Here is an 18,677-nt window from a genome sequence, read left to right as displayed (position 1 = left end):
GGCGGACCGGTCAGGGGACCGGCGGGTACCGCGGGTCGTCCGGTCGTCCGTCCCCGCCCTTGCCGTCGCGCCGACGCAGGTACCGTTCGAACTCCTGGGCGATGGCCTCACCGCTCGCCTCGGGGCTGTCCACCGTGTCGCGGGCCTGCTCGAGCTGCTCGATGTAACCCGCCATGTCCTCGTCGTCGGCGGCGAGGGCGTCGATGCCGGACTCCCAGGCCGTCGACTCGGCGGCGAGCTCGCCGCGGGGGATCGTCACGCCCGAGAGCTCGTCGAGCTTCTCGATGAGCGCGAGCGTCGCCTTGGGTGACGGGGCGTTGTGGACGTAGTGGGGGACGGAGGCCCAGATCGACAGGGTCGGCACGCCCGCGGCCTCGACGGCGTCGGCGAGGACCGACAAGATGCCCACCGGCCCCTCGTAGGTGCTGCGCTCGAGGGTGTACTCGTCGCGGACGGCCTCGTTCTCGCTGCTGACGAAGACCGAGATGGGCCGCGTGTGGGGGACGTCGGCGAGCATGGCTCCGAGGAACACCACGCCCGTGACGTCGTGCACGTCGATCAGGTCGACGATCTCGGCGGCGAAGCCGCGCCAGCTGCGCGAGGGTTCGGCACCGAGCAGCACGAGCACCTCGGTGGTGGGCGACGACGGGTCGCGGGGGAGGACCGTCGCGGCGTCGGCGGCCGCGTGCAGCTGGATGCGCGGCCACACGAGGGTTCGCACCCCGTCGTCGTCGAGCCCCACCTGCGGGCGGTTGAACTGGTAGTCGATGTACCGTTCGCCATCGAGTTCGGCCACCGGTTCGAGCGAGAGGGTCTCGACCAGGCTGCGCGCGACGCCGCTGGCGGCCTCGCCGGCGTCGTTCCAGCCCTCGAAGGCGACCACCAGCAGGCGTCCCGCAGCGAAATCCGACGTGTTCGTCAACCTGAGTCCTCACCGTGCCGGAAGGGCGTCCGGCGCTTGACCCTCCACGATAGACCGTGACCGCCACCAGGAGGCGCGGGCCGGGAGGCCACGTCGACCAGGCCCGGTAGACTCGTCCGCCGTGACCGAAACCCTGCCTGCCGCCGTCCTGTGGGACATGGACGGAACCCTCGTCGACACCGAACCGTACTGGTTCCTCTGCCAGGTCGAACTGGTCGAGTCGTTCGGCGGCACCTGGAGCCGCGAGGACGGCGACGCCATGATCGGGAGCGGCCTGTGGCAGTCCGCCCGGGTCCTGCAGTCCCACGGGGTCGACCTGACCGAGGACGAGATCATCGACCGCCTGACCACGGCGGTCCTCGAGCGGGCCGCGGTCGAGATCCCCTGGCGTCCCGGGGCGAAGGAACTCCTCGCCGAGCTCCGCCGAGAAGGCGTCCCGACCGCCCTGGTCACCATGTCCATCCGCCGCATGGCCCAGTTCATGGTCGACGCCATCGAGTTCGAGGCCTTCGACGCGATCGTCGCCGGCGACGACGTCGAGCACGCCAAGCCGCACCCCGAGGCCTACCTCCGGGGCGCCGCCCTGCTGGGCGTCGACCCCGCCGACTGCATCGCCATCGAGGACAGCACGCCCGGCCTGGCCTCGGCCGTCGCCGCCGGCACCGTCGCGATCGGCGTCGAGCACCACGCACCGCTCGCCGACGACGGCCCCTACATCCGCCGCGACACCCTCGTCGGCACCACGGTCGACGACCTCCGCGCGTTGCACCGGGCCGGCCGTGCCGTCCGCGACCAGGCGACCTCCGACTCCTGACCCCGGTGCGCACGCCGCGCCTCCTGCACCCCTCGGGGTGCGACCCGATCGAAAGCAGCACCCTCGCATGACCGCGTTCCGCCGCCAGTCCGGCCCCTTCGTCGAAGGCGACAAGGTCCAGCTCACGGGCCCCAAGGGCAAGATGAACACCATCGTGCTGACCCCGGGCGCCGTGTTCCACACGCACCGCGGCATGATCGCGCACGACGACGTCGTCGGCTTGCCCGACGGGTCCGTCGTCCCCAGCACGACGGGCGACGAGTACCTCGCCCTTCGTCCGCTGCTGAGCGACTTCGTGATGTCCATGCCCCGGGGCGCGGCCATCGTCTACCCGAAGGACGCCGCCCAGATCGTGGCGTTCGCCGACATCTTCCCCGGCGCGACGGTCGTCGAGGCGGGCGTGGGTTCGGGTGCGCTGTCGCTCTGGCTGCTGCGGGCCGTCGGCCCCGAGGGTCGCCTGGCGTCCTTCGAGCGCCGACGGGAGTTCGCCGACGTCGCCGAGGGCAACGTCGCGAGCTTCTTCGGTGCCGAGCCCGAGAACTGGACGGTCACGGTCGGCGACCTGGCCGACGAGTTGCCCGCGGCGATGCCCGACGGGACGGTCGACCGGGTCGTGCTCGACATGCTCGCGCCGTGGGAGAACGTCGACGTCACGGCCGACGCCCTCAAGCCGGGCGGTCTGGTGATCTGCTACGTCGCCACCGCGACACAGCTCTCGCGCACGGCCGAGGCCCTGCGCGCCTCCGGGGCCTTCACCGAGCCCGACGCGTCCGAGACGCTCGTCCGCGGCTGGCACGTCGAGGGCCTCGCCGTCCGCCCCGACCACCGCATGATCGGGCACACCGGCTTCCTCCTCACCGCCCGCCGTCTGGCACCGGGAGCGGTGCTCCCGCAGCTCAAACGACGCCCCTCGAAGTCCGACTACAGCGATGCCGACGTCGAGGCCTGGACGCCCGGCGCACTCGGCGAGCGGTCGGCCAGCGACAAGAAGCTGCGCAAGACGGCACGCCAGGCCCGGACGGCGGCCGAGGCCGCGATCGCGGCGACCGAGGCCGTCGACGGCACCACCGACGGAGCCGGCGCCGACGGCACGTCGACCGGTTCCGCCCCGGCCTGAGCATCATCGAGGGCTCCGACCACCCCCGCTAAGCTGTCCCCGCATCCGAACGACCCGACCGGTCGCCCCACCCGACCCCCCGGTCGCCTCCACGAAATGAGTCCCCGTGCGCAAGATCCCCGCCCTCGTCGTGACGGTCGGCCTGCTCGCCTCGATGACGGCCTGCTCGAGCACGGCCGGCCCCGGCTCCGCCGGTTGCCCTCCCACGGGTGACGCCGCCTCGGTCGTCACCGCGACCGGCGACTTCGGCACGAAGCCCGACGTCGACGTGCCGACGCCGATCGTGACCAAGAAGACCGAGGTCTCGACGCTCATCGAGGGCGACGGTCAACGACTCGTCGACGGCACCCCGGTCGTCATCGACTACACCCTGTTCGACGGCAGCACGGGCCAGGAACTCGAGGACAGCGGCTACGACGGCTCGACGAACGTCCCGTTGACGGTGGGCGGGCAGACGCTCGCCCCGCTCGTCGACGCGTTGGAGTGCTCCACGGTGGGTTCGCGCGTCGCGGTCGCCGTCAAGGCCAGCGACCTCTCGGCATCGATCAACGGCGCCGCGACGACCCCGAACGACGATCCCGACGCCGCCTACGTCGCCGTCGTCGACGTCAAGCGGGCGTTCCTCGCGAAGGCCGACGGGGCCCTCCAGCTCGGCGCGGACGGCCTGCCCGCGGTGGTCACCGCCCCCGACGGTGCACCCGGCATCACGATCCCCGCGGGTGACGCCCCCACCGACGAGGTCGTGCACCTCGTCCGCAAGGGGCACGGTCCGAGGTTGACCGCCGACGACTCCGCCGTGGTGCAGTTCACGGCCGTCACCTGGAGCCAGCCGTCCACGGTCGCGGGGTCGACCTGGACCAACGGCGGCTCGGCGACGCCGGTCGACCTCGGCGACGAGCAGATCCCCGACGACATCCGGTCGGCCCTCGTGGGCCAGCAGGTCGGCTCGCAGGTCATGGTCGTGCTCCCCGCGACGTCCGACAGCGGTGGCTCCGCCTACGTGTACGTGTTCGACGTGCTCGGGGCGATCCGATGACCCGGCCCTGCTGAGCCGGTCGCCGTGCCCACTGCCCGCACCCCCCGCGTCCCCGTCGAAGAGCGACTGTTCAGCCTCGTGTTGGCCCTGCTCGCGACGGACTCCGGGTTGAGCAAGACCGAGATCCTGTCGACCGTCCAGGGGTACCGCCAGAGGTACTCGCGCTCGGGTGACAACGCCGCGCTCGAGCGGCAGTTCGAGCGGGACAAGGACGACATCCGCGAACTGGGCGTCCCCCTCGAGACGATCGACGATCCCGCGGCGGCAGGCAACAACCAGACCCTCCGCTATCGCATCCCGCGGGGCGCGTACGAACTGCCCGAGGACATCTCGTTCTCGTCCGAGGAGACCGCCCTCCTCACCTTGGCGGCGATGGTGTGGCGCGAGGGGTCGCTCTCCCACGAGTCCCGACGGGCACTCCTCAAGTTGCGCTCGCTCGGCGGCGCGGCGAGCGTGCCCGAGCTCGAGTACGCCCCTCGGCTCCGTTCCCGCGACGCGGCCTTCGAGCCGCTGCGGACGGCGCTCGACCGGGGCGTCGTCGTCCGGTTCGACTACCTGAAGCCCGGTGACGAGTCCGCCCGCCGGCGCGAGGTCGCCCCGGCAGCCTTGGTGCAGCACCAGGGCCGGTGGCTGGTGTCGGCGGTCGAGGTCGGCACGGGGGCGCTCAAGACCTTCCTCCTGTCCCGTGTCGTCGGCCCCGTCCAGCTGACCACCACCCCGTACACGAGACCCGACGACGCCACGGCCGAGCGCGCGCTGGCCGACCTCGAGCAGGTCTGGCGCGATCGCACCGCGACCGTCCGCGTCGAGCCCCTGTCCGACGCCGAGACCCGACTCGGCAAGCGCCGTGGCACGACCCGTCTCGATCCCGACACGCTCCTCGTCCACTGGACCGACGACAACCTGCTCGCCGACGAGCTGGCCTCCTTCGGTCCCGAGGTCACCGTCGTCGAACCCGACGGTCTCCGTGCCCTGGTGCGCACCCGCCTCGAGGCCGTGCTCGCCGCCCACACCACCGGCCCGGTCGACGGGGGTGCCCGTGGCTGAGCCCCGCGGTGCCCTCCACGCGGCCGACAAGCTCGCCTTCCTGCTGTCGCTCGTCCCGTGGCTCATGGACCACGAGCGAGTCAGCGTGGCCGAGGCGGCCGCGCACTTCGGCGTGAGCGTGGGCGAGATCCGGCGTGCGGTCGAGCTGATCGCCGTCTCGGGCGTCCCTGGCGAGACGACGCAGTACCAGCACGGCGACCTCTTCGACATCGCGTGGGACGACTTCGAGCAGAACGACGTCATCGTGCTGACCAACCTCGTCGCCATCGACGACTCGCCACGGTTCTCCGCTCGCGAAGCGGCCGCCCTCATCGCGGGCCTGCAGTACCTCTCGTCGCTGCCCGAGAACGCGGACCGCGCGGCCATCGCCACACTGATGAGCAAGCTGTCGCGTGGGGCGTCCAGCGAACCGAGCCAGGTGGCCGTCGACCAGTCCGAGACGAACGAGGTCCTGGGGCTCGTCGGCCGGGCGGTCGAGGCGGGCGTCCAGCTCGAGTTCGACTATCGCGGCACCCGGGGGGTCGCGGAACGACGGCGGGTGGACCCGCTGCGGGTCGAGTCGGTCGACGCCGACTGGTACCTCAGGGCCTGGGACCACCTGCGCGAGGCGCCCCGGACGTTCCGACTCGACCGCATCGCCTCCCCGGCGCTCACCGCGACTCCGATCGCTCACCGGGCCGACGACGTCACCCTGCCCGAGACGCTGTTCGAGGGGTCTCCGGACGACCTGGTCGTGGTGCTCGACCTCGACGCCGCCGCGGCGCCGCTCCTCGCGGACTACGGTCCCGACGAACCCGAACCCCTCCCGCACGACCGCGTGCGCCTCCGGTTGCGCGTCAACCGACTCGGCACGCTCTGTCGCCTCGTGGCGGGACTCCCGGGTCACCCCGAGGTCGTCGGGCCGGAGTCGGCGCGCTCTGCCGTCGCCGACTGGGCGCGTCGGGCGATCGAGCGTTACGACGTCGACCCGTCCGTCGCCCCTTGAAGGTCCGGCTGTGGCACGCCCTGTGCATCGCCTGCGCCGTGCCTGCCGCAGACGAGGCCGCACGGTAGAGTGGACGTCACCCTGCCCCGCAAGGAGACCCCATCATGTTCGGAAACGCGCTCTCAGGCTGGCACCTGATCATCATCCTGGCGATCGTCCTTTTGCTCTTCGGTGCGCCGAAGCTCCCGGCCCTCGCGAAGAGCATCGCCCAGTCGATGCGCATCTTCAAGAACGAGGTCAACAGCGACAAGAAAGAGTCGGCCGTCGACGACGACCTCGACGACCGTCCCTTGCGTCGTCCGGACGACTCGTCCGCCCGGTACACCGACGGTCCGACCGCACGCCGCGTCGACGACTCGTACCCGTCGCCGGGCCGCGACGTCCCGCCGAAGTCCTGACGCGTGGCCACGACGACGACTCGTGGCGACAGCACCCAGGGGAGGGGCACGGCCCGCAGCCGAGGTCGCGACGGCAAGATGTCCCTCGGGCAACACCTGCTCGAGTTGCGCAAGCGACTCTTCATCTCCGCCCTGGCCCTCATCCTGGCAGCTGTCGCCGGTTGGTTCCTCGCGCCCTTCGTCCTCGACGCCCTGAGGTCTCCGGTCGAGGCGATCGCGGCGGCACGCACGGGTGAGACCACCCTCAACTACTCGAACATCACGGGCGCCTTCGACCTCAAGCTCCAGATCGCGGTCACCGTCGGGGTCGTCATCTCGAGTCCCGTCTGGCTTTACCAGGTCTGGGCCTTCATCGTCCCCGCCCTCGTGCGCAAAGAGAAGCTCTACGCCGTCGGCTTCATCGGCACCGCCATCCCGCTCTTCCTGGGCGGCTGCCTGGCGGGATGGTACGTGCTGCCCCACATCGTCGAGGTCATGACCGGCTTCGTCGACACCCAGGACGCGACGATCATCGAGTCGAAGGTCTACTACGACTTCGTCCTCAAGCTGGTGCTCGCCGTGGGCATCGCCTTCGTCATGCCGGTGTTCCTGGTGCTGTTGAACTTCGTGGGCGTCGTCTCGGCCGCCGCCATCGGCAAGGGCTGGCGGGTGGCCATCCTCGTCATCGTCCTGTTCACCGCGATCGCGACCCCGTCGGCCGACATCTTCTCGATGTTCCTCCTGGCCATCCCCATGATCGTGCTGTTCTTCCTCGCCGCCGGCGTCGCCTGGCTGCACGACCGCCGGGTCGCGAAGCGGGCGGCCGCGCTCGACGCCGAACTCGCGGCGGGGTGACCCGGTGAGCCCCGACCTCAGTCCCGCTGAACGTTTCGCCGCGGCGAAGACGCGAGACAAGACCCCCAAGCTCCAGGCCTTCCGGTCCCGTCTCGGCTTCGCGCTCGACCCGTTCCAGCTGGCCGCGTGCGCCGCCCTCGAAGCGGGCGACAGCGTCCTCGTCGCGGCACCGACGGGCGCCGGCAAGACCCTGGTGGCCGAGTACGCGATCCACCTCGCCATGCAGGACCCGCGGGCCAAGGTGTTCTACACCGCACCCATGAAGGCACTGAGCAACCAGAAGTTCCAAGAACTCGTGGCCGAGTACGGAGCGTCCGAGGTCGGGCTGCTCACCGGTGACACGAACGTGAACTCCCGGGCGCGCATCGTCGTGATGACGACCGAGGTGCTCCGCAACATGATTTACGCCGGGTCCGAGATGCTGACCGACCTGCGGTACGTCGTCCTCGACGAGGTCCACTTCCTGGCCGACCGGTTCCGCGGCGCGGTCTGGGAAGAAGTCATCATCCACCTGCCGCTCGACGTGCGGCTCATCTCGTTGAGCGCCACGGTGTCGAATGCCGAAGAATTCGGCGACTGGCTCCAGACGGTCCGGGGGAGCACCGAGGTCATCGTCTCCGAGGACCGTCCCGTGCCCCTCGACCAACACGTCCTGGTCGGGGGCAAGTTCCTCGACCTCTTCGACTCCTCGGGGCAGGCCGCGACGAACCGGGTCAACCCCGAGCTCCTGCGCGCGACCTCGCTCGGCCGACGCGGCGGGCGGAGCGGTGGTCGTCGAGACGGCCACTCGGCGGGTCGGACCGGCCCCCGGGGCCACGTCGTACCCCCCACGCAAGGCGGTCCCGGTCGCCTCGACCGCTGGAAGATCGTCGAGATGCTCGACGACCAGAACCTGCTTCCCGCCATCTTCTTCGTCTTCAGCCGGGTCGGCTGCGACCAGGCCGTGTCCCAGGTGCTGAGGTCGGGCATCCGTCTCACGACCGCCGACCAGCGTCGCGAGATCCGCGAGATCGTCGAGGCCCGTTGTCGCACCCTGCGCGACGAAGACCTCGCGGTCCTCGGCTACTGGCGGTGGCTCGACGGGCTCGAGCGAGGTGTGGCGGCTCACCACGCCGGCCTGTTGCCGGCCTTCAAGGAAGTCGTCGAAGAGCTCTTCCAGAAGAAGCTCGTCAAGGTCGTCTTCGCGACCGAGACGCTGGCGCTCGGCATCAACATGCCGGCCCGCACCGTCGTGCTCGAGAAGCTCGAGAAGTTCAACGGCGAGGCTCGGGTGCCCATCACGCCCGGCGAGTACACCCAGTTGACCGGTCGAGCCGGTCGCCGGGGCATCGACGTCGAGGGCCACTCGCTCATCCAGTGGCAGCAGGGTCTCGACCCGCAGGCCGTCGCCTCGTTGGCCTCGCGGCGCACCTACCCGATGAACAGCAGCTTCCGGCCGACGTACAACATGGCCGTCAACCTCATCGAGCAGTTCGGACGATCCCGCACCCGCGAGGTGCTCGAGACGTCGTTCGCCCAGTTCCAGGCCGACCGCTCGGTCGTCGACCTGGCCCGCAAGGTGCGGTCGCAGCAGCAGTCGCTCGACGGCTACGCCGCGTCGATGGCCTGCCACCTGGGCGACTTCGGCCAGTACACGATGCTGCGTCGCGAGGTCGGCGACCTCGAGAAGCAGGGGGCGGCCCGGGCCGACTCGCAGTCGCGAGCCGAGCGCGACAAGCGTCAGCGTCGCATCGGCGAACTGCGTCGGCAGGTGCGGACGCACCCCTGCCACGCCTGTCCGGAGCGCGAACAGCATGCCCGCTGGTCCGAGCGCTGGTTCAAGCTGAAGAAGCAGACCGACCAACTGTCGGCGCAGATCCGCAGTCGGACCGGCGCCGTCGCCAAGGTCTTCGACCGGGTCACCGACGTGCTGCTCGACCGCGGCTACCTCGTCCCCACGGGCACGAACGCAGGAGGGGCGGGTCGCGTCCCGCGGGACGCCGAGGTCACCGTCGCCCCGACCGGTCGCACGTTGCGGCGCATCTACGGCGATCGCGACCTGCTCGTGGCCGAGAGCCTCCGCCTCGGTGTGTGGAACATGCTCGACGTGCCGTCCATGGCGGCCATGGCTGCCACCCTCGTGTACGAGCCCCGTCGGGACGAAGGCCAGCTCTCCGAGCGATTCCTGCCTCGCGGCGAGTTCCGTGCCGCGCTCGACGCCACGCAGCTGCTCTGGGCGGAGCTCGACGACCTCGAGCACGAGCACCACCTTCCGGGGAGCCAGCCCCCGGCACCGGGTCTCGCCCTCGCGATGCACCGTTGGGCCCGCGGTGCCGCACTCGATTCGGTGCTCGACGACGCCGACCTCGCCGCCGGCGACTTCGTCCGCTGGACGAAACAGACGATCGACCTGCTCGACCAGCTGTCGGTCGTGGGTGACCTGCCGGTCGGTCCGACGGCCCGGCAGGCGCTCGACGCCGTCCGTCGCGGCATCGTGGCCTACACCGCGGTCGGCCCCTGACCCTCCTCCCCGACGAGGCCGGACGTCCGCCGAGGACGACCGGCCTCCCAGACGCCGCCACCTAGAATCACGGGGTGTCTTCCCGAGCGACCGACGTCCGACTGCCCCTCTGGCTCGCCCTGATCGTCGCCCTCGGTGCCGGCGCCGTCCTCGACGGTGGCTTCCCGGACGGCGACGTCTGGCCGCTGACCTTCGTCGGCATCGGGTTCGTGCTGGTGGCTCTCCGGGGCCGGTCGCTCGGCGGTTCCTTCCTGGTCGGCCTCGTGGCGGGCCTGTCCTTCTACCTGATCCACATCTCGTGGGCGACGCTCTTCCTCGGTGTCGTGCCCTGGGCCGCGCTGTCGACCCTCGAGGCGCTCTTCTTCGCCGCCGGGGCGATGCTCATCACCCTCGCGTACCGCTGGGTCCCGCTCATCTGGCCCGGCACCCTGGGCCGCACGGTCCTCCTGCCCGTCGTCGTCGGGGGGCTCTGGACGCTCCGTGAGTTCGTCGCCGGCAACTGGCCCTACGGCGGCTTCGCCTGGGGTCGCGTGGCCCTCAGCCAGTCCGAGAGCCCGTTCGCCGGTCTCGTCGCCTGGCTCGGCATCTCGGGGCTGTCGTTCCTCATGGTGGCGATCATCGCCGCACTGATCCAGCTCGCCCTGCAGACGACCGTCCGGGGTTCGACCCGCGTGCTCGCCGCTGCCACGGTCGTGGTCGCCGCCCTCGCGGTGCCGCACTGGCCGACGCACTCCTCGGGCACCGCCACCATCGCCGCCGTCCAGGGCGACGGCGACGCCGGCTACTTCGCCGACCGGCAGTACGGCGACCTGACCAACGCCCAGGTCCTCGCGATGAGCGACTTGCAGGCCCAGCTCGCACGGCTGCCGGAGGACCAGCGCTCCCTCGACATGATCGTGTGGCCGGAGGGAGGCAGCGACCGTGATCCCACCCGCGACGCCACCGGCCAGTACGTCTTCGACGCGATCTCCCGTGGCTACGACGCCCCCCTCGTGTCGGGTGTCATCACCGAGAGCGACGACGGTGAGACCGTCCACAACTCGTCCCTGCTCTGGTCGGGCGGTGGGGTGACGGACCAGTACGACAAGAAGCACCCGGTCCCGTTCGGGGAGTACGTCCCCGATCGCGCCTTCTGGCGGCCCTTCGCTCCCGACCTGATCGACCTCATCGGGCGGGACTACACGCCGGGCACGCGGGACGAGGTCTTCGACCTCGGCGACTTCCGTGCCGGGATCTCGATCTGCTTCGACATCGTCGACGACCAGCTCATCACCAACATGATGGACGAGGGCGCGCAGGTCATCATCGGCCAGACGAACAACGCCGACTTCGGGACCCGTCCCGGGCAGACCGACGAGAACGAGCAACAGCTCGCCATCGCACGCCTGCGGGCGATCGAGACGGCGCGTCCCCTCGTCAACGTCTCGACCGTCGCCTCGACGCGGGCCATCGACGCCTCGGGCCGTACGACGGCGAGCATCCCCGACTACGAGCCCGGAACGATGGTGGCGGTCGTCGACCTCGGCACCGGGACGACGCCCGCCGTCGTGGCGAGCCGGGCGATCGAACTCCTCGTGTCGTTCTTCGGTCTCGCGATGCTGCTGCTGTCGCGCCTCTTCATCGGGACCCGGCGTTCCACTCGTCGACGCCGGCTCGACGAGGCACCCGACCCGATCCTGCCGCGGTGGCGGGTCGTCGACTGACGGTCCGGCCCCGCCGAGACGAGAGAAGGCCCGACCACCGTGAGGTGGTCGGGCCTTCTCGTCGGATCGCTGCCGGACGGGTCGTCAGGCGCCGATCTTGTGCTGGCCCTTTCGGGCCCTGAGGAAGTCGAGTCGTTCTTGGAGGAGCTCCTCGAGCTCGTCGCGGCTGCGTCGCTCGAGCAACATGTCCCAGTGGCTCCGGGGGACCTTCACGTCTCCGGCGTCGATCTCGACGGGCTTGCCGTCGGCCGAGAGCAGACGACCCTCTTGGCCGCTCTTGGGTGACTGCCAGATGTCCGGGATCTCGGCGTCCGCAGCGAACACCATGTCGAACGTCTGACCGTCGGTCGTCTGGTAGACGGCCTTCTTGCGGGGCGAGAACTCCACGCCCTCTTCGCTCTGCAGGCTCTGGCTGCCGAGCCTCATTCCGCGCAAACTGCGATCTGCCATTGTGTGGTCTCCTCTCGCGTTGCAATCACCCGTTGTAACCCGTTCTGGACCTCCGCCGTTCCGAGCCGTGCGATTTCACAGTCCCTTCACAGTGCCCGGGCAGTCTCGGGCCAGGGTCACACGTCGCGCCGACGCACCTCGTCGAGCGCCAGCTCGGCGCGATCGGTGACGATGCCGTGCACGCCCAGGTCGAGCAGCCTCACCATGTCGGCAGGCTCGTTGACGGTCCACACGTGCGTCTCGACCCCCAGTGCCGCCCACTCGGCCACGCGCGCAGCCGTGACGATGCGGACCGGGCCCTTGCGCTCAGGGACCTGGACGGCCCCGCACCCGACGAGGGCGCGCCGCACCAGCGATCGCCGGAGGCGGGGGAGCGGGACGAGGCCTGCGGCCACCGCCGCGACGATGCCCCGGGACGAGGCCGACGTCGCGACTCCCGGCAGCGCCCGGACCGCCCGCAGACGCCTCCGGTGGTCGAACGAGGTCACCAGGACGCGATCCGTCGCCCGGACGCGGGCGATCGCTCGGACGGCCGGCGCGACGGCCTCGTCCGACTTGAGGTCGATGTTGAACCGGGTCTCGGGGAAGGCGTCGAGCGCCTCGTCGAGGGTGGGGATCTCGTGCTCACCGTCGAGCCGGACCATCTTGACCTCCGCGAGGTCGAGGTCGAGGAGGCGCTGCTCGCGTCCCGCGAGCCGCGTCAGGTCGGGATCGTGGCTGATCACCGCGATGCCGTCGCGCGTGGCGTGCACGTCGGTCTCGACGTACGTCGCCCCGGCCGACACGGCGAGGGCGAACGCCAGCCTCGTGTTCTCCGGGGCGTCGACGGCCAGGCCCCGGTGCGCCAACACCCGGGGGCCGGCCGGAGCGAACCAGCCGTCCGAGACCGGGGGAGCGGACGGCACTACGAGGTCGCCGGAGGAGTGGTCGGCCCGGCGTCCGACGCGCCCGCCCCGGGAGCCGGCCGATCGGCGCCGGCCGCACCCGCGCCTCCGGAACCGACACCGGAGCCGGTCTCACCGGGCGTGGTGACGGTCGGGAAGCCGAGGTCCGGTTCGGCCTCGAGGTCGACGGTCGATGCGAGGTCGGGCGTGACGTCCATCTCGGAGACCTTGGGGGCCTCGGTCGGGGTCCACCCCGGGGCGTTCGGGTCGCGCGGGGCGAAGAAGCCCTGCCCGATGCCCTTCAGGGCCTCGGTCAACTCGCTCGGGATGATCCACATCGTGTTGGCCGAGCCGTCCGCGATCTTCGGCAGGGTCTGGAGGTACTGGTACGCGAGCAGCTTCGGGTCGGGGTCGCCGGCGTGGATGGCGTTGAAGACCGTCGCGATGGCCTCGGCTTCGCCCTGTGCCCGCAGCACCTGGGCCTTGGCGTCGCCCTCGGCCTTGAGGATCGACGACTGTCGCGACCCCTCGGCCTCGAGGATCTGGGACTGCTTGGTGCCCTCGGCGGTGAGGATGGCGGCGCGACGGTTGCGCTCGGCACGCATCTGCTGCTCCATCGAGTCCTGGATCGACAGGGGCGGATCGATGGCCTTCAGCTCGACGCGGCCGACCCGGATGCCCCATTTGCCGGTGGCCTCGTCGAGCACGATGCGCAACTGGCCGTTGATGTTGTCGCGACTGGTGAGGGCCTGCTCGAGGTTCAACCCACCGACCACGTTGCGCAGCGTGGTCGTCGTGAGCTGTTCGACGGCCCCGAGGTAGTTGGCGATCTCGTAGGTGGCCGCCCGGGCGTCGGTCACCTGGAAGTACACGACCGTGTCGATCGAGACGACCAGGTTGTCCTCGGTGATGACGGGCTGCGGCGGGAACGAGACGACCTGCTCGCGCATGTCGATCAGCGGCCGCACGCGGTCGATGAACGGCACCAGCAGGTTGAGCCCGGGGGAGAGGGTCTTGTGGTACCGCCCCAGACGTTCGACCACGCCGGCACTCGCCTGCGGGATGATGCGGACCGAGCGGAAGAGGATGACGAGGACGAGCACGACGACGATCGCGACGACCACGATCGTGACGACGGTTCCGGCACTGATGGTGTCCATGGCTTCAGGACCTCTCTGCGGGGGCGACGAAGGCGGTCGACCCCTCGATGGCGGTCACGACGACCGGGGCCCCGGTGTCGAGTGCGAGGTCGGCGCCTGCCGACGTCGCGGGGGAGGACAGCACGCGGGCCGTCCAGGTCTCGCCGTTCGACAGCTTGACCTGGCCGGGGTCGGAGCCGATGGGCACGACGACCGTGCCGCGCAGCCCGAGCAGCGCCTCGACGTTGCTGGGGGTCGGATCGCCCCCGCGGCGGAGCGCCCGCAGCAACGGCGGCCGCACGGTGAACAGCAACAGGACCGCGAGGACGGCCGCGATGATCGCCTGCAGCCACCACGGGGCACCGAAGAGGCCGGCGAGCAGACCGCCGACGCTGCCGATGGCGAGCATGAGGAAGGTGAATTCGAGCGTCGTCACCTCGACGATGACGAACACCAGGATGAGCGCGATCCACGCGACCCATGCGTAATCGTTCAAGACGTCCACATCGACCTTCTCTCGTTCCCCTGTTATGAAAACTATCACCCGCCCCTGACGATGACGAGGGGGATTGGTAGGGTCGAGTCCGGCCCACGGGCCGATCGATCCCCGCACAGTCTGGAGCACGCCTTGTCCAACCCCCTCGCCGCAGAGTCCCTCGCCGGAGCCCGAGTCCTGGTCACCGGATCGTCCCGGGGGATCGGTGCCGACACCGTGCGCTACTTCGCCGAGGCCGGAGCCAAGGTCGTCGTGAACTACCGCAACAAGGAGAAGCGCGCACTGCAGCTCGTCTCGACCATCGAGCAGGCGGGCGGCGAGGCGATCGCCATCGGGGCCGACCTCACCGACGAGGCCAGCCTGGCGGCGATGTTCGACACGGTGCGTGACGCCTGGGGCGGCCTCGACGTGCTCGTGATGAACGCCTCGGGCGGCATGGAGACGGGCATGGCCGAGGACTACGCGCTCAAGCTCAACCGCGACGCCCAGGTGGCGCTGTTGACCGCGGCCCTGCCGCTGCTCGCCCCGGGGTCGCGCGTCGTCTTCGTCACGAGCCACCAGGCGCACTTCATCCGCACGACCGAGACGATGCCCGAGTACCTCCCCGTCGCCCTCAGCAAGCGTGCCGGCGAGGACGCCCTGCGCGAGATGCTGCCGCAGCTCGAGACCGCGGGCGTCGAGTTCGTCGTGGTCTCGGGGGACATGATCGAGGGCACGATCACGGCGACCCTGCTCGAACGCTCGAACCCCGGTGCCATCTCGTCGCGGAAAGAGAGCGCGGGCAAGCTGTACAACGTCGCCGAGTTCGCCGCCGAGGTCGCGTCGGCCGCCGTCGACCCCGTCCCGGCCGACCACACCCGCCTGGTGGGCGACACCAGCGACTTCGCCCCGATCGTCTGAGACGGGCCCCTTCGTGACCGAGCGCATCGTCCGACCGACCTCGCGCCTCCTCGTCCTCGACGACGACGACCGCGTGCTGCTGATGAAGACGGTGGCGCCCGACACGAGTCGCTTCGCTCGCTGGATCACGCCGGGTGGCGGGGTCGACCCGGGCGAGACCCATGTCGAGGCGGCGATCCGCGAGTTGCACGAAGAGACCGGTCAGGTGGTCACCGAGGTCGGTGACGTCGTGCGCGTGGACGACTTCGAGGTGTCCTGGGACGACGCCGACCACACGCACGGTCACGCCGAGTTCTACGTCGTCCGCCTTCCGCACTTCGAGGTCGTCGACGACGACTGGACCGACGACGAGCGCAGCGACATCGCCGAGTCGCGCTGGTTCACCCTCGACGAGCTGGCGACCACCGACGAGCCGGTCGAACCCGGCGACCTGGCCGAGCTGCTGCGTCGGGTGCTGGCCGAGTCGTCAGGGGCGTGAGGGCGGGGCGCCACCCGAGCCACCGTGCACCCCTCTCGGCGTCATCCGCTCGTGACTGATAATGCACATTATGTCAAGTAACGTCGAGAGGGGCGGCGGAAGCGCTCCCCGCTGACGCACGCCGCGCCTCCTCGGAGTTTCCTGGTCGCATGACGACCGACACGACCCCCACGCCGCCCGACGACGCGCATCGCCGACCCCACGGGCTCGACGACGACACCGTCGCGGCGCTCGGCGAGCTCTCCGCCGCGCTCGAGATCGTCGAGCAGGCCCGTGGATTCCTCTACGGATTCCACCGACTGACCGGCAAGGCCGACCTCGCCCTCGGCGATGCCGTGGAATCGCTTCGCCGAGCCGGGCACGACGAGATCGCCGACCTGCTGGACCGGGACCTCGTCGGTCGCAACGTCGTCGAGGGACGCTGGACGTACCAACTCGTCGAGGACTACGACGACGGCTACTACGCCGCGTTCCGCGACCATGAGAAGAACGTACGTGATTCCTTGGCGGACGGCAAGAAGCACCTCTTCGAGGCCGAGATGAAGGAGGCGCGGCGCAGCCACGGACGGCGCCACCACGAGGCGCTCCCCCGCGAGACCGCCGTCGACCTCGGGAGCAGCAGGGACGGCGCGGTCGGCCCCTCCGCCTGAGAGGATGGTGCGATGACTCCTCCGCCGATCGACGGGCCCCGCATCGAGGCCGCCGTGCTCGAACTGCTCGCCGCGATCGGTGAGGACGTCGACCGGCCCGGGCTCGAGTCGACCCCCCGACGCGTGGCCGACGCCTACGCCGAGTTCTTCTCGGGGCTCACGGTCGACGCGGCCGAACTCGTCCGCCAGGCCACCGTCCCGGCCGAAGCGCACCAGCTGGGCGAGGTCGTGATCGTTCGCGACATCTCGTTCCGGTCGGTGTGCGAGCACCACCTGCTGCCCTTCGTCGGCGTCGCTCACGTGGCCTACGTCCCGGGCGAGACGATCGTCGGCTTGGGTGCGCTCCCCCGCGTGGTCGACGCGGTCGCCTCGCGCCCCCAGCTCCAGGAGCGGCTCGGCGAGGAGATCGCCGAGGCCGTGGAGACCGGCGCCCGCCCCGACGGCGTCCTCGTGGTGCTCGACGCCTCGCACGGATGCGTCACGACCCGGGGCCCCCGTCAGACGGGCAGCACGACGGTGACGCTCGCGAGCCGGGGCGTCCTGTCCACGCCGTCGGCGCGGGCCGAGGCGGTCGCCCTGATCGGCACCTCCCGTGGCTGAGGCGGCCGCTCCCTCCCCCGCGGCCGACCCCGCCGGATTCGCCGTGCCGCCCCTCCTCGTCCCCCGCCGCCGCATCGGGTCGCGGACCTTCGACTTCTCGCACCAGGTCGCCGTGATGGCGATCGTCAACCGCACGCCCGACTCGTTCTTCGACCGTGGCGCGACCTTCGCCCTCGACCGCGCCGTGCAGGCCGCCGTGGACGCGGCCGAGGCGGGCGCCGACTGGGTCGACATCGGGGGCGTCCCCTTCGCGCCCGGGCCCGAGCTGTCCGCCTCCGACGAACTCGACCGGGTGCTGCCCGTGGTGGAGGCGCTCGCGAGCCGGTCCGACGTCGTCATCTCGGTCGATACCTTCCGCCCCGAGGTCGCCGAGCGCGTCATCGCCGCCGGGGCGCACGTCGTCAACGACACCACGGGGCTCCACGATCCGCGCCTGGCCGACGTGGTCGCCGACGGCGAGGCCACGCTCGTCGTCACCCACAGCCTGGCGGCACCACGGCGTCCGCACCCCCGTCCGCACTACGTCGACGTCGTGGCCGAGGTCGTCGAGTTCCTCGCGCGGCGGGTCGACGTCGCCCGTGCCCACGGCGTGCCCGACGACAGACTCGTCGTCGATCCGGGGCACGACCTGAACAAGACGACCCGGCACTCGCTCGAACTCACCCGGCGCCTGTCCGAGGTGGCGGCCCTGGGTCACCCGACGCTCGCCGCGGTGTCCAACAAGGACTTCGTCGGCGAGTCGCTCGGTCGCGACAAGCCCGACCGCCTGGCGGGCTCGCTCGCGGCGGCCACGGTGAGCGTGCTGCAGGGCGCACGCATCGTCCGCATGCACGACGTCCGGGCCAGCGTCGACGCCGTCCGGATGGTCGAGGCGATCCTCGGCTGGCGGGACCCCCTCGTCGAGCGCCACAACCTCGACGAGGCCGCCCTGTGACCGCGACCACCCTCGTGCAGCTGCACCCCGCTCCCCCGGTCGGCCGTGGCGCACTGACGATCGACGACCTCGTCGAGCTCCACCGGCCCCACGACCGGACGACGCCGTCCGTGCGGGCGAACTTCGTCGCCAGCGTCGACGGATCGGCGACGGCGGCCGGCAGGACGCGTGACCTGGGCGGGCCGGCCGACCTGCTCGTCTTCGACCTGCTGCGCCGACTCTGCGACGTGGTCGTGGTCGGGGCGGGCACGGTCCGCGACGAGGGCTACGGCCCGATGCGACTCGACGACGAGGCCGTCGCCTGGCGACGAGCCGCGGGCCTGTCCGACCATCCCGTCTTCGCCGTCGTCTCCAGCGGACTCGGCCTCGACCCGGCGAGCGGCGTGTTCGCGGACGCCCCGGTCCGCCCCCTGGTGCTCACCCACGACGCGGCACCTCACGCGGCTCGGGCCCGACTCGACGAGGTCGCCGACGTCGTGTCGTGCGGTCGCGACCGGGTGGACCCGCGCCTCCTCGTCCGGGTCCTGGTCGAGCGAGGGCTTCCCCAGATCCACACCGAAGGAGGCCCGGCGTTGCTCGGCGACCTCGTCGCCGCCGACGTCGTCGACGAGCTGTGCCTCACCGTGTCGCCCAACCTCGAGGGCGGAGCCGGCCCGCGCATCGTCGCGGCCCGCGACGAGATGGCCCTGCGCGGCCTCGCCCTCGACCACGTCCTGGTGTCGGGCGACATGCTCCTCACGAAATGGTCGCGACGGCGCTAGGTCGCGACGGCGCTGGGTCGCGGCCGCGC

At 71.0% G+C, this 18,677-nt stretch carries 20 protein-coding genes; 15 read left to right on the top strand and 5 right to left on the bottom strand.

Annotated features, from left to right (window positions below; genetic code table 11):
* Positions 1-10 precede the first annotated feature (10 nt).
* Positions 11-922 (bottom strand): proteasome assembly chaperone family protein, encoded by a 912-nt coding sequence (locus ACVJ1F_RS00570; protein ID WP_056045092.1) that lies wholly within the window; start codon positions 920-922, stop codon positions 11-13.
* Positions 923-1,043: 121 nt separating this feature from the next.
* On the opposite strand from ACVJ1F_RS00570, the gene ACVJ1F_RS00565 reads away from it, so the two are divergent.
* The 9 genes from ACVJ1F_RS00565 (at position 1,044) to lnt (ending at position 11,356) form a co-directional block, all read left to right on the top strand.
* The gene (locus tag ACVJ1F_RS00565) at positions 1,044-1,736 is read left to right on the top strand and encodes an HAD family hydrolase (RefSeq protein ID WP_233568315.1); all 693 of its coding nucleotides are present in this window, start codon (positions 1,044-1,046) and stop codon (positions 1,734-1,736) included.
* A gap of 67 nt (positions 1,737-1,803) precedes the next feature.
* A complete protein-coding gene (locus ACVJ1F_RS00560; protein ID WP_456884123.1) occupies positions 1,804-2,853 on the top strand; it encodes a tRNA (adenine-N1)-methyltransferase in 1,050 nt (349 codons plus the stop codon).
* Between the two features lie 106 nt (positions 2,854-2,959).
* Positions 2,960-3,889 (top strand): hypothetical protein, encoded by a 930-nt coding sequence (locus tag ACVJ1F_RS00555; protein WP_456884122.1) that lies wholly within the window; start codon positions 2,960-2,962, stop codon positions 3,887-3,889.
* A gap of 24 nt (positions 3,890-3,913) precedes the next feature.
* Complete coding sequence (locus ACVJ1F_RS00550) at positions 3,914-4,936, top strand: helix-turn-helix transcriptional regulator (RefSeq protein ID WP_456884120.1); 1,023 nt, start codon at positions 3,914-3,916, stop codon at positions 4,934-4,936.
* Positions 4,929-5,921 carry a helix-turn-helix transcriptional regulator gene (locus tag ACVJ1F_RS00545; protein WP_456884119.1) on the top strand — a complete coding sequence of 331 codons (993 nt, stop codon included), beginning with the start codon at positions 4,929-4,931 and terminating at the stop codon, positions 5,919-5,921. Before ACVJ1F_RS00550 ends, ACVJ1F_RS00545 begins: the two co-directional genes overlap by 8 nt.
* 104 nt (positions 5,922-6,025) lie before the next feature.
* On the top strand, positions 6,026-6,319 hold the full coding sequence (gene tatA, locus ACVJ1F_RS00540; RefSeq protein WP_456884117.1) for a twin-arginine translocase TatA/TatE family subunit: 294 nt from the start codon (positions 6,026-6,028) through the stop codon (positions 6,317-6,319).
* Positions 6,320-6,397: 78 nt separating this feature from the next.
* Positions 6,398-7,153, top strand: coding sequence for a twin-arginine translocase subunit TatC (gene tatC, locus ACVJ1F_RS00535; RefSeq protein ID WP_456884530.1), 756 nt, complete (start codon positions 6,398-6,400; stop codon positions 7,151-7,153).
* Between the two features lie 4 nt (positions 7,154-7,157).
* A complete protein-coding gene (locus tag ACVJ1F_RS00530) occupies positions 7,158-9,653 on the top strand; it encodes a DEAD/DEAH box helicase (protein ID WP_456884115.1) in 2,496 nt (831 codons plus the stop codon).
* Positions 9,654-9,727: 74 nt separating this feature from the next.
* Positions 9,728-11,356 carry an apolipoprotein N-acyltransferase gene (gene lnt, locus ACVJ1F_RS00525; RefSeq protein WP_456884113.1) on the top strand — a complete coding sequence of 543 codons (1,629 nt, stop codon included), beginning with the start codon at positions 9,728-9,730 and terminating at the stop codon, positions 11,354-11,356.
* A gap of 84 nt (positions 11,357-11,440) precedes the next feature.
* On the opposite strand, the gene ACVJ1F_RS00520 is transcribed toward lnt, so the two are convergent.
* From ACVJ1F_RS00520 to ACVJ1F_RS00505, 4 genes are all read right to left on the bottom strand, one after another.
* On the bottom strand, positions 11,441-11,806 hold the full coding sequence (locus ACVJ1F_RS00520) for an RNA polymerase-binding protein RbpA (protein WP_043594952.1): 366 nt from the start codon (positions 11,804-11,806) through the stop codon (positions 11,441-11,443).
* 116 nt (positions 11,807-11,922) lie between these two features.
* Positions 11,923-12,711, bottom strand: a complete 789-nt coding sequence (locus ACVJ1F_RS00515) for a glycerophosphodiester phosphodiesterase family protein (protein WP_456884111.1) — start codon at positions 12,709-12,711, stop codon at positions 11,923-11,925.
* Positions 12,711-13,850, bottom strand: a complete 1,140-nt coding sequence (locus ACVJ1F_RS00510; RefSeq protein ID WP_456884110.1) for an SPFH domain-containing protein — start codon at positions 13,848-13,850, stop codon at positions 12,711-12,713. Before ACVJ1F_RS00510 ends, ACVJ1F_RS00515 begins: the two co-directional genes overlap by 1 nt.
* Before the next feature lie 4 nt (positions 13,851-13,854).
* Positions 13,855-14,334, bottom strand: coding sequence for an NfeD family protein (locus tag ACVJ1F_RS00505; protein WP_123570043.1), 480 nt, complete (start codon positions 14,332-14,334; stop codon positions 13,855-13,857).
* A gap of 123 nt (positions 14,335-14,457) precedes the next feature.
* On the opposite strand from ACVJ1F_RS00505, the gene ACVJ1F_RS00500 reads away from it, so the two are divergent.
* From ACVJ1F_RS00500 to ACVJ1F_RS00475, 6 genes are all read left to right on the top strand, one after another.
* Positions 14,458-15,225 carry an SDR family oxidoreductase gene (locus tag ACVJ1F_RS00500; RefSeq protein ID WP_056045077.1) on the top strand — a complete coding sequence of 256 codons (768 nt, stop codon included), beginning with the start codon at positions 14,458-14,460 and terminating at the stop codon, positions 15,223-15,225.
* Positions 15,226-15,238: 13 nt separating this feature from the next.
* Positions 15,239-15,703, top strand: a complete 465-nt coding sequence (locus tag ACVJ1F_RS00495) for an NUDIX hydrolase (protein ID WP_456884109.1) — start codon at positions 15,239-15,241, stop codon at positions 15,701-15,703.
* A 149-nt stretch (positions 15,704-15,852) separates the two neighbouring features.
* Positions 15,853-16,353 carry a hypothetical protein gene (locus tag ACVJ1F_RS00490; RefSeq protein WP_456884108.1) on the top strand — a complete coding sequence of 167 codons (501 nt, stop codon included), beginning with the start codon at positions 15,853-15,855 and terminating at the stop codon, positions 16,351-16,353.
* 12 nt (positions 16,354-16,365) lie between these two features.
* Entirely contained in the window at positions 16,366-16,953 is a 588-nt protein-coding gene (gene folE, locus ACVJ1F_RS00485) for a GTP cyclohydrolase I (protein ID WP_123570028.1), read from the top strand.
* Positions 16,946-17,887 (top strand): dihydropteroate synthase, encoded by a 942-nt coding sequence (gene folP / locus ACVJ1F_RS00480; protein WP_456884107.1) that lies wholly within the window; start codon positions 16,946-16,948, stop codon positions 17,885-17,887. Before folE ends, folP begins: the two co-directional genes overlap by 8 nt.
* Positions 17,884-18,648 (top strand): pyrimidine reductase family protein, encoded by a 765-nt coding sequence (locus ACVJ1F_RS00475; RefSeq protein ID WP_456884104.1) that lies wholly within the window; start codon positions 17,884-17,886, stop codon positions 18,646-18,648. The genes folP and ACVJ1F_RS00475 overlap by 4 nt, the downstream gene beginning before the upstream one ends.
* The last annotated feature ends 29 nt before the right edge of the window (positions 18,649-18,677 follow it).

The sequence above is a fragment of the Frigoribacterium sp. 2355 genome, assembly GCF_054060695.1.
The sequence above is the reverse complement of the archived record's forward strand: the minus strand, read 5'-3'. Positions and strand labels throughout refer to the sequence as shown.

Excerpts from the sequence above, each read along its gene's own strand:
- ACVJ1F_RS00560 (WP_456884123.1), top strand. The coding sequence starts at position 1,804 with ATGACCGCGTTCCGCCGCCAGTCCGGCCCCTTCGTCGAAGGCGACAAG.
- tatA (WP_456884117.1), top strand. The coding sequence starts at position 6,026 with ATGTTCGGAAACGCGCTCTCAGGCTGGCACCTGATCATCATCCTGGCG.
- tatC (WP_456884530.1), top strand. The coding sequence starts at position 6,398 with ATGTCCCTCGGGCAACACCTGCTCGAGTTGCGCAAGCGACTCTTCATC.
- ACVJ1F_RS00520 (WP_043594952.1), bottom strand. The coding sequence starts at position 11,806 with ATGGCAGATCGCAGTTTGCGCGGAATGAGGCTCGGCAGCCAGAGCCTG.
- ACVJ1F_RS00510 (WP_456884110.1), bottom strand. The coding sequence starts at position 13,850 with ATGGACACCATCAGTGCCGGAACCGTCGTCACGATCGTGGTCGTCGCG.
- ACVJ1F_RS00490 (WP_456884108.1), top strand. The coding sequence starts at position 15,853 with ATGACGACCGACACGACCCCCACGCCGCCCGACGACGCGCATCGCCGA.
- folE (WP_123570028.1), top strand. The coding sequence starts at position 16,366 with ATGACTCCTCCGCCGATCGACGGGCCCCGCATCGAGGCCGCCGTGCTC.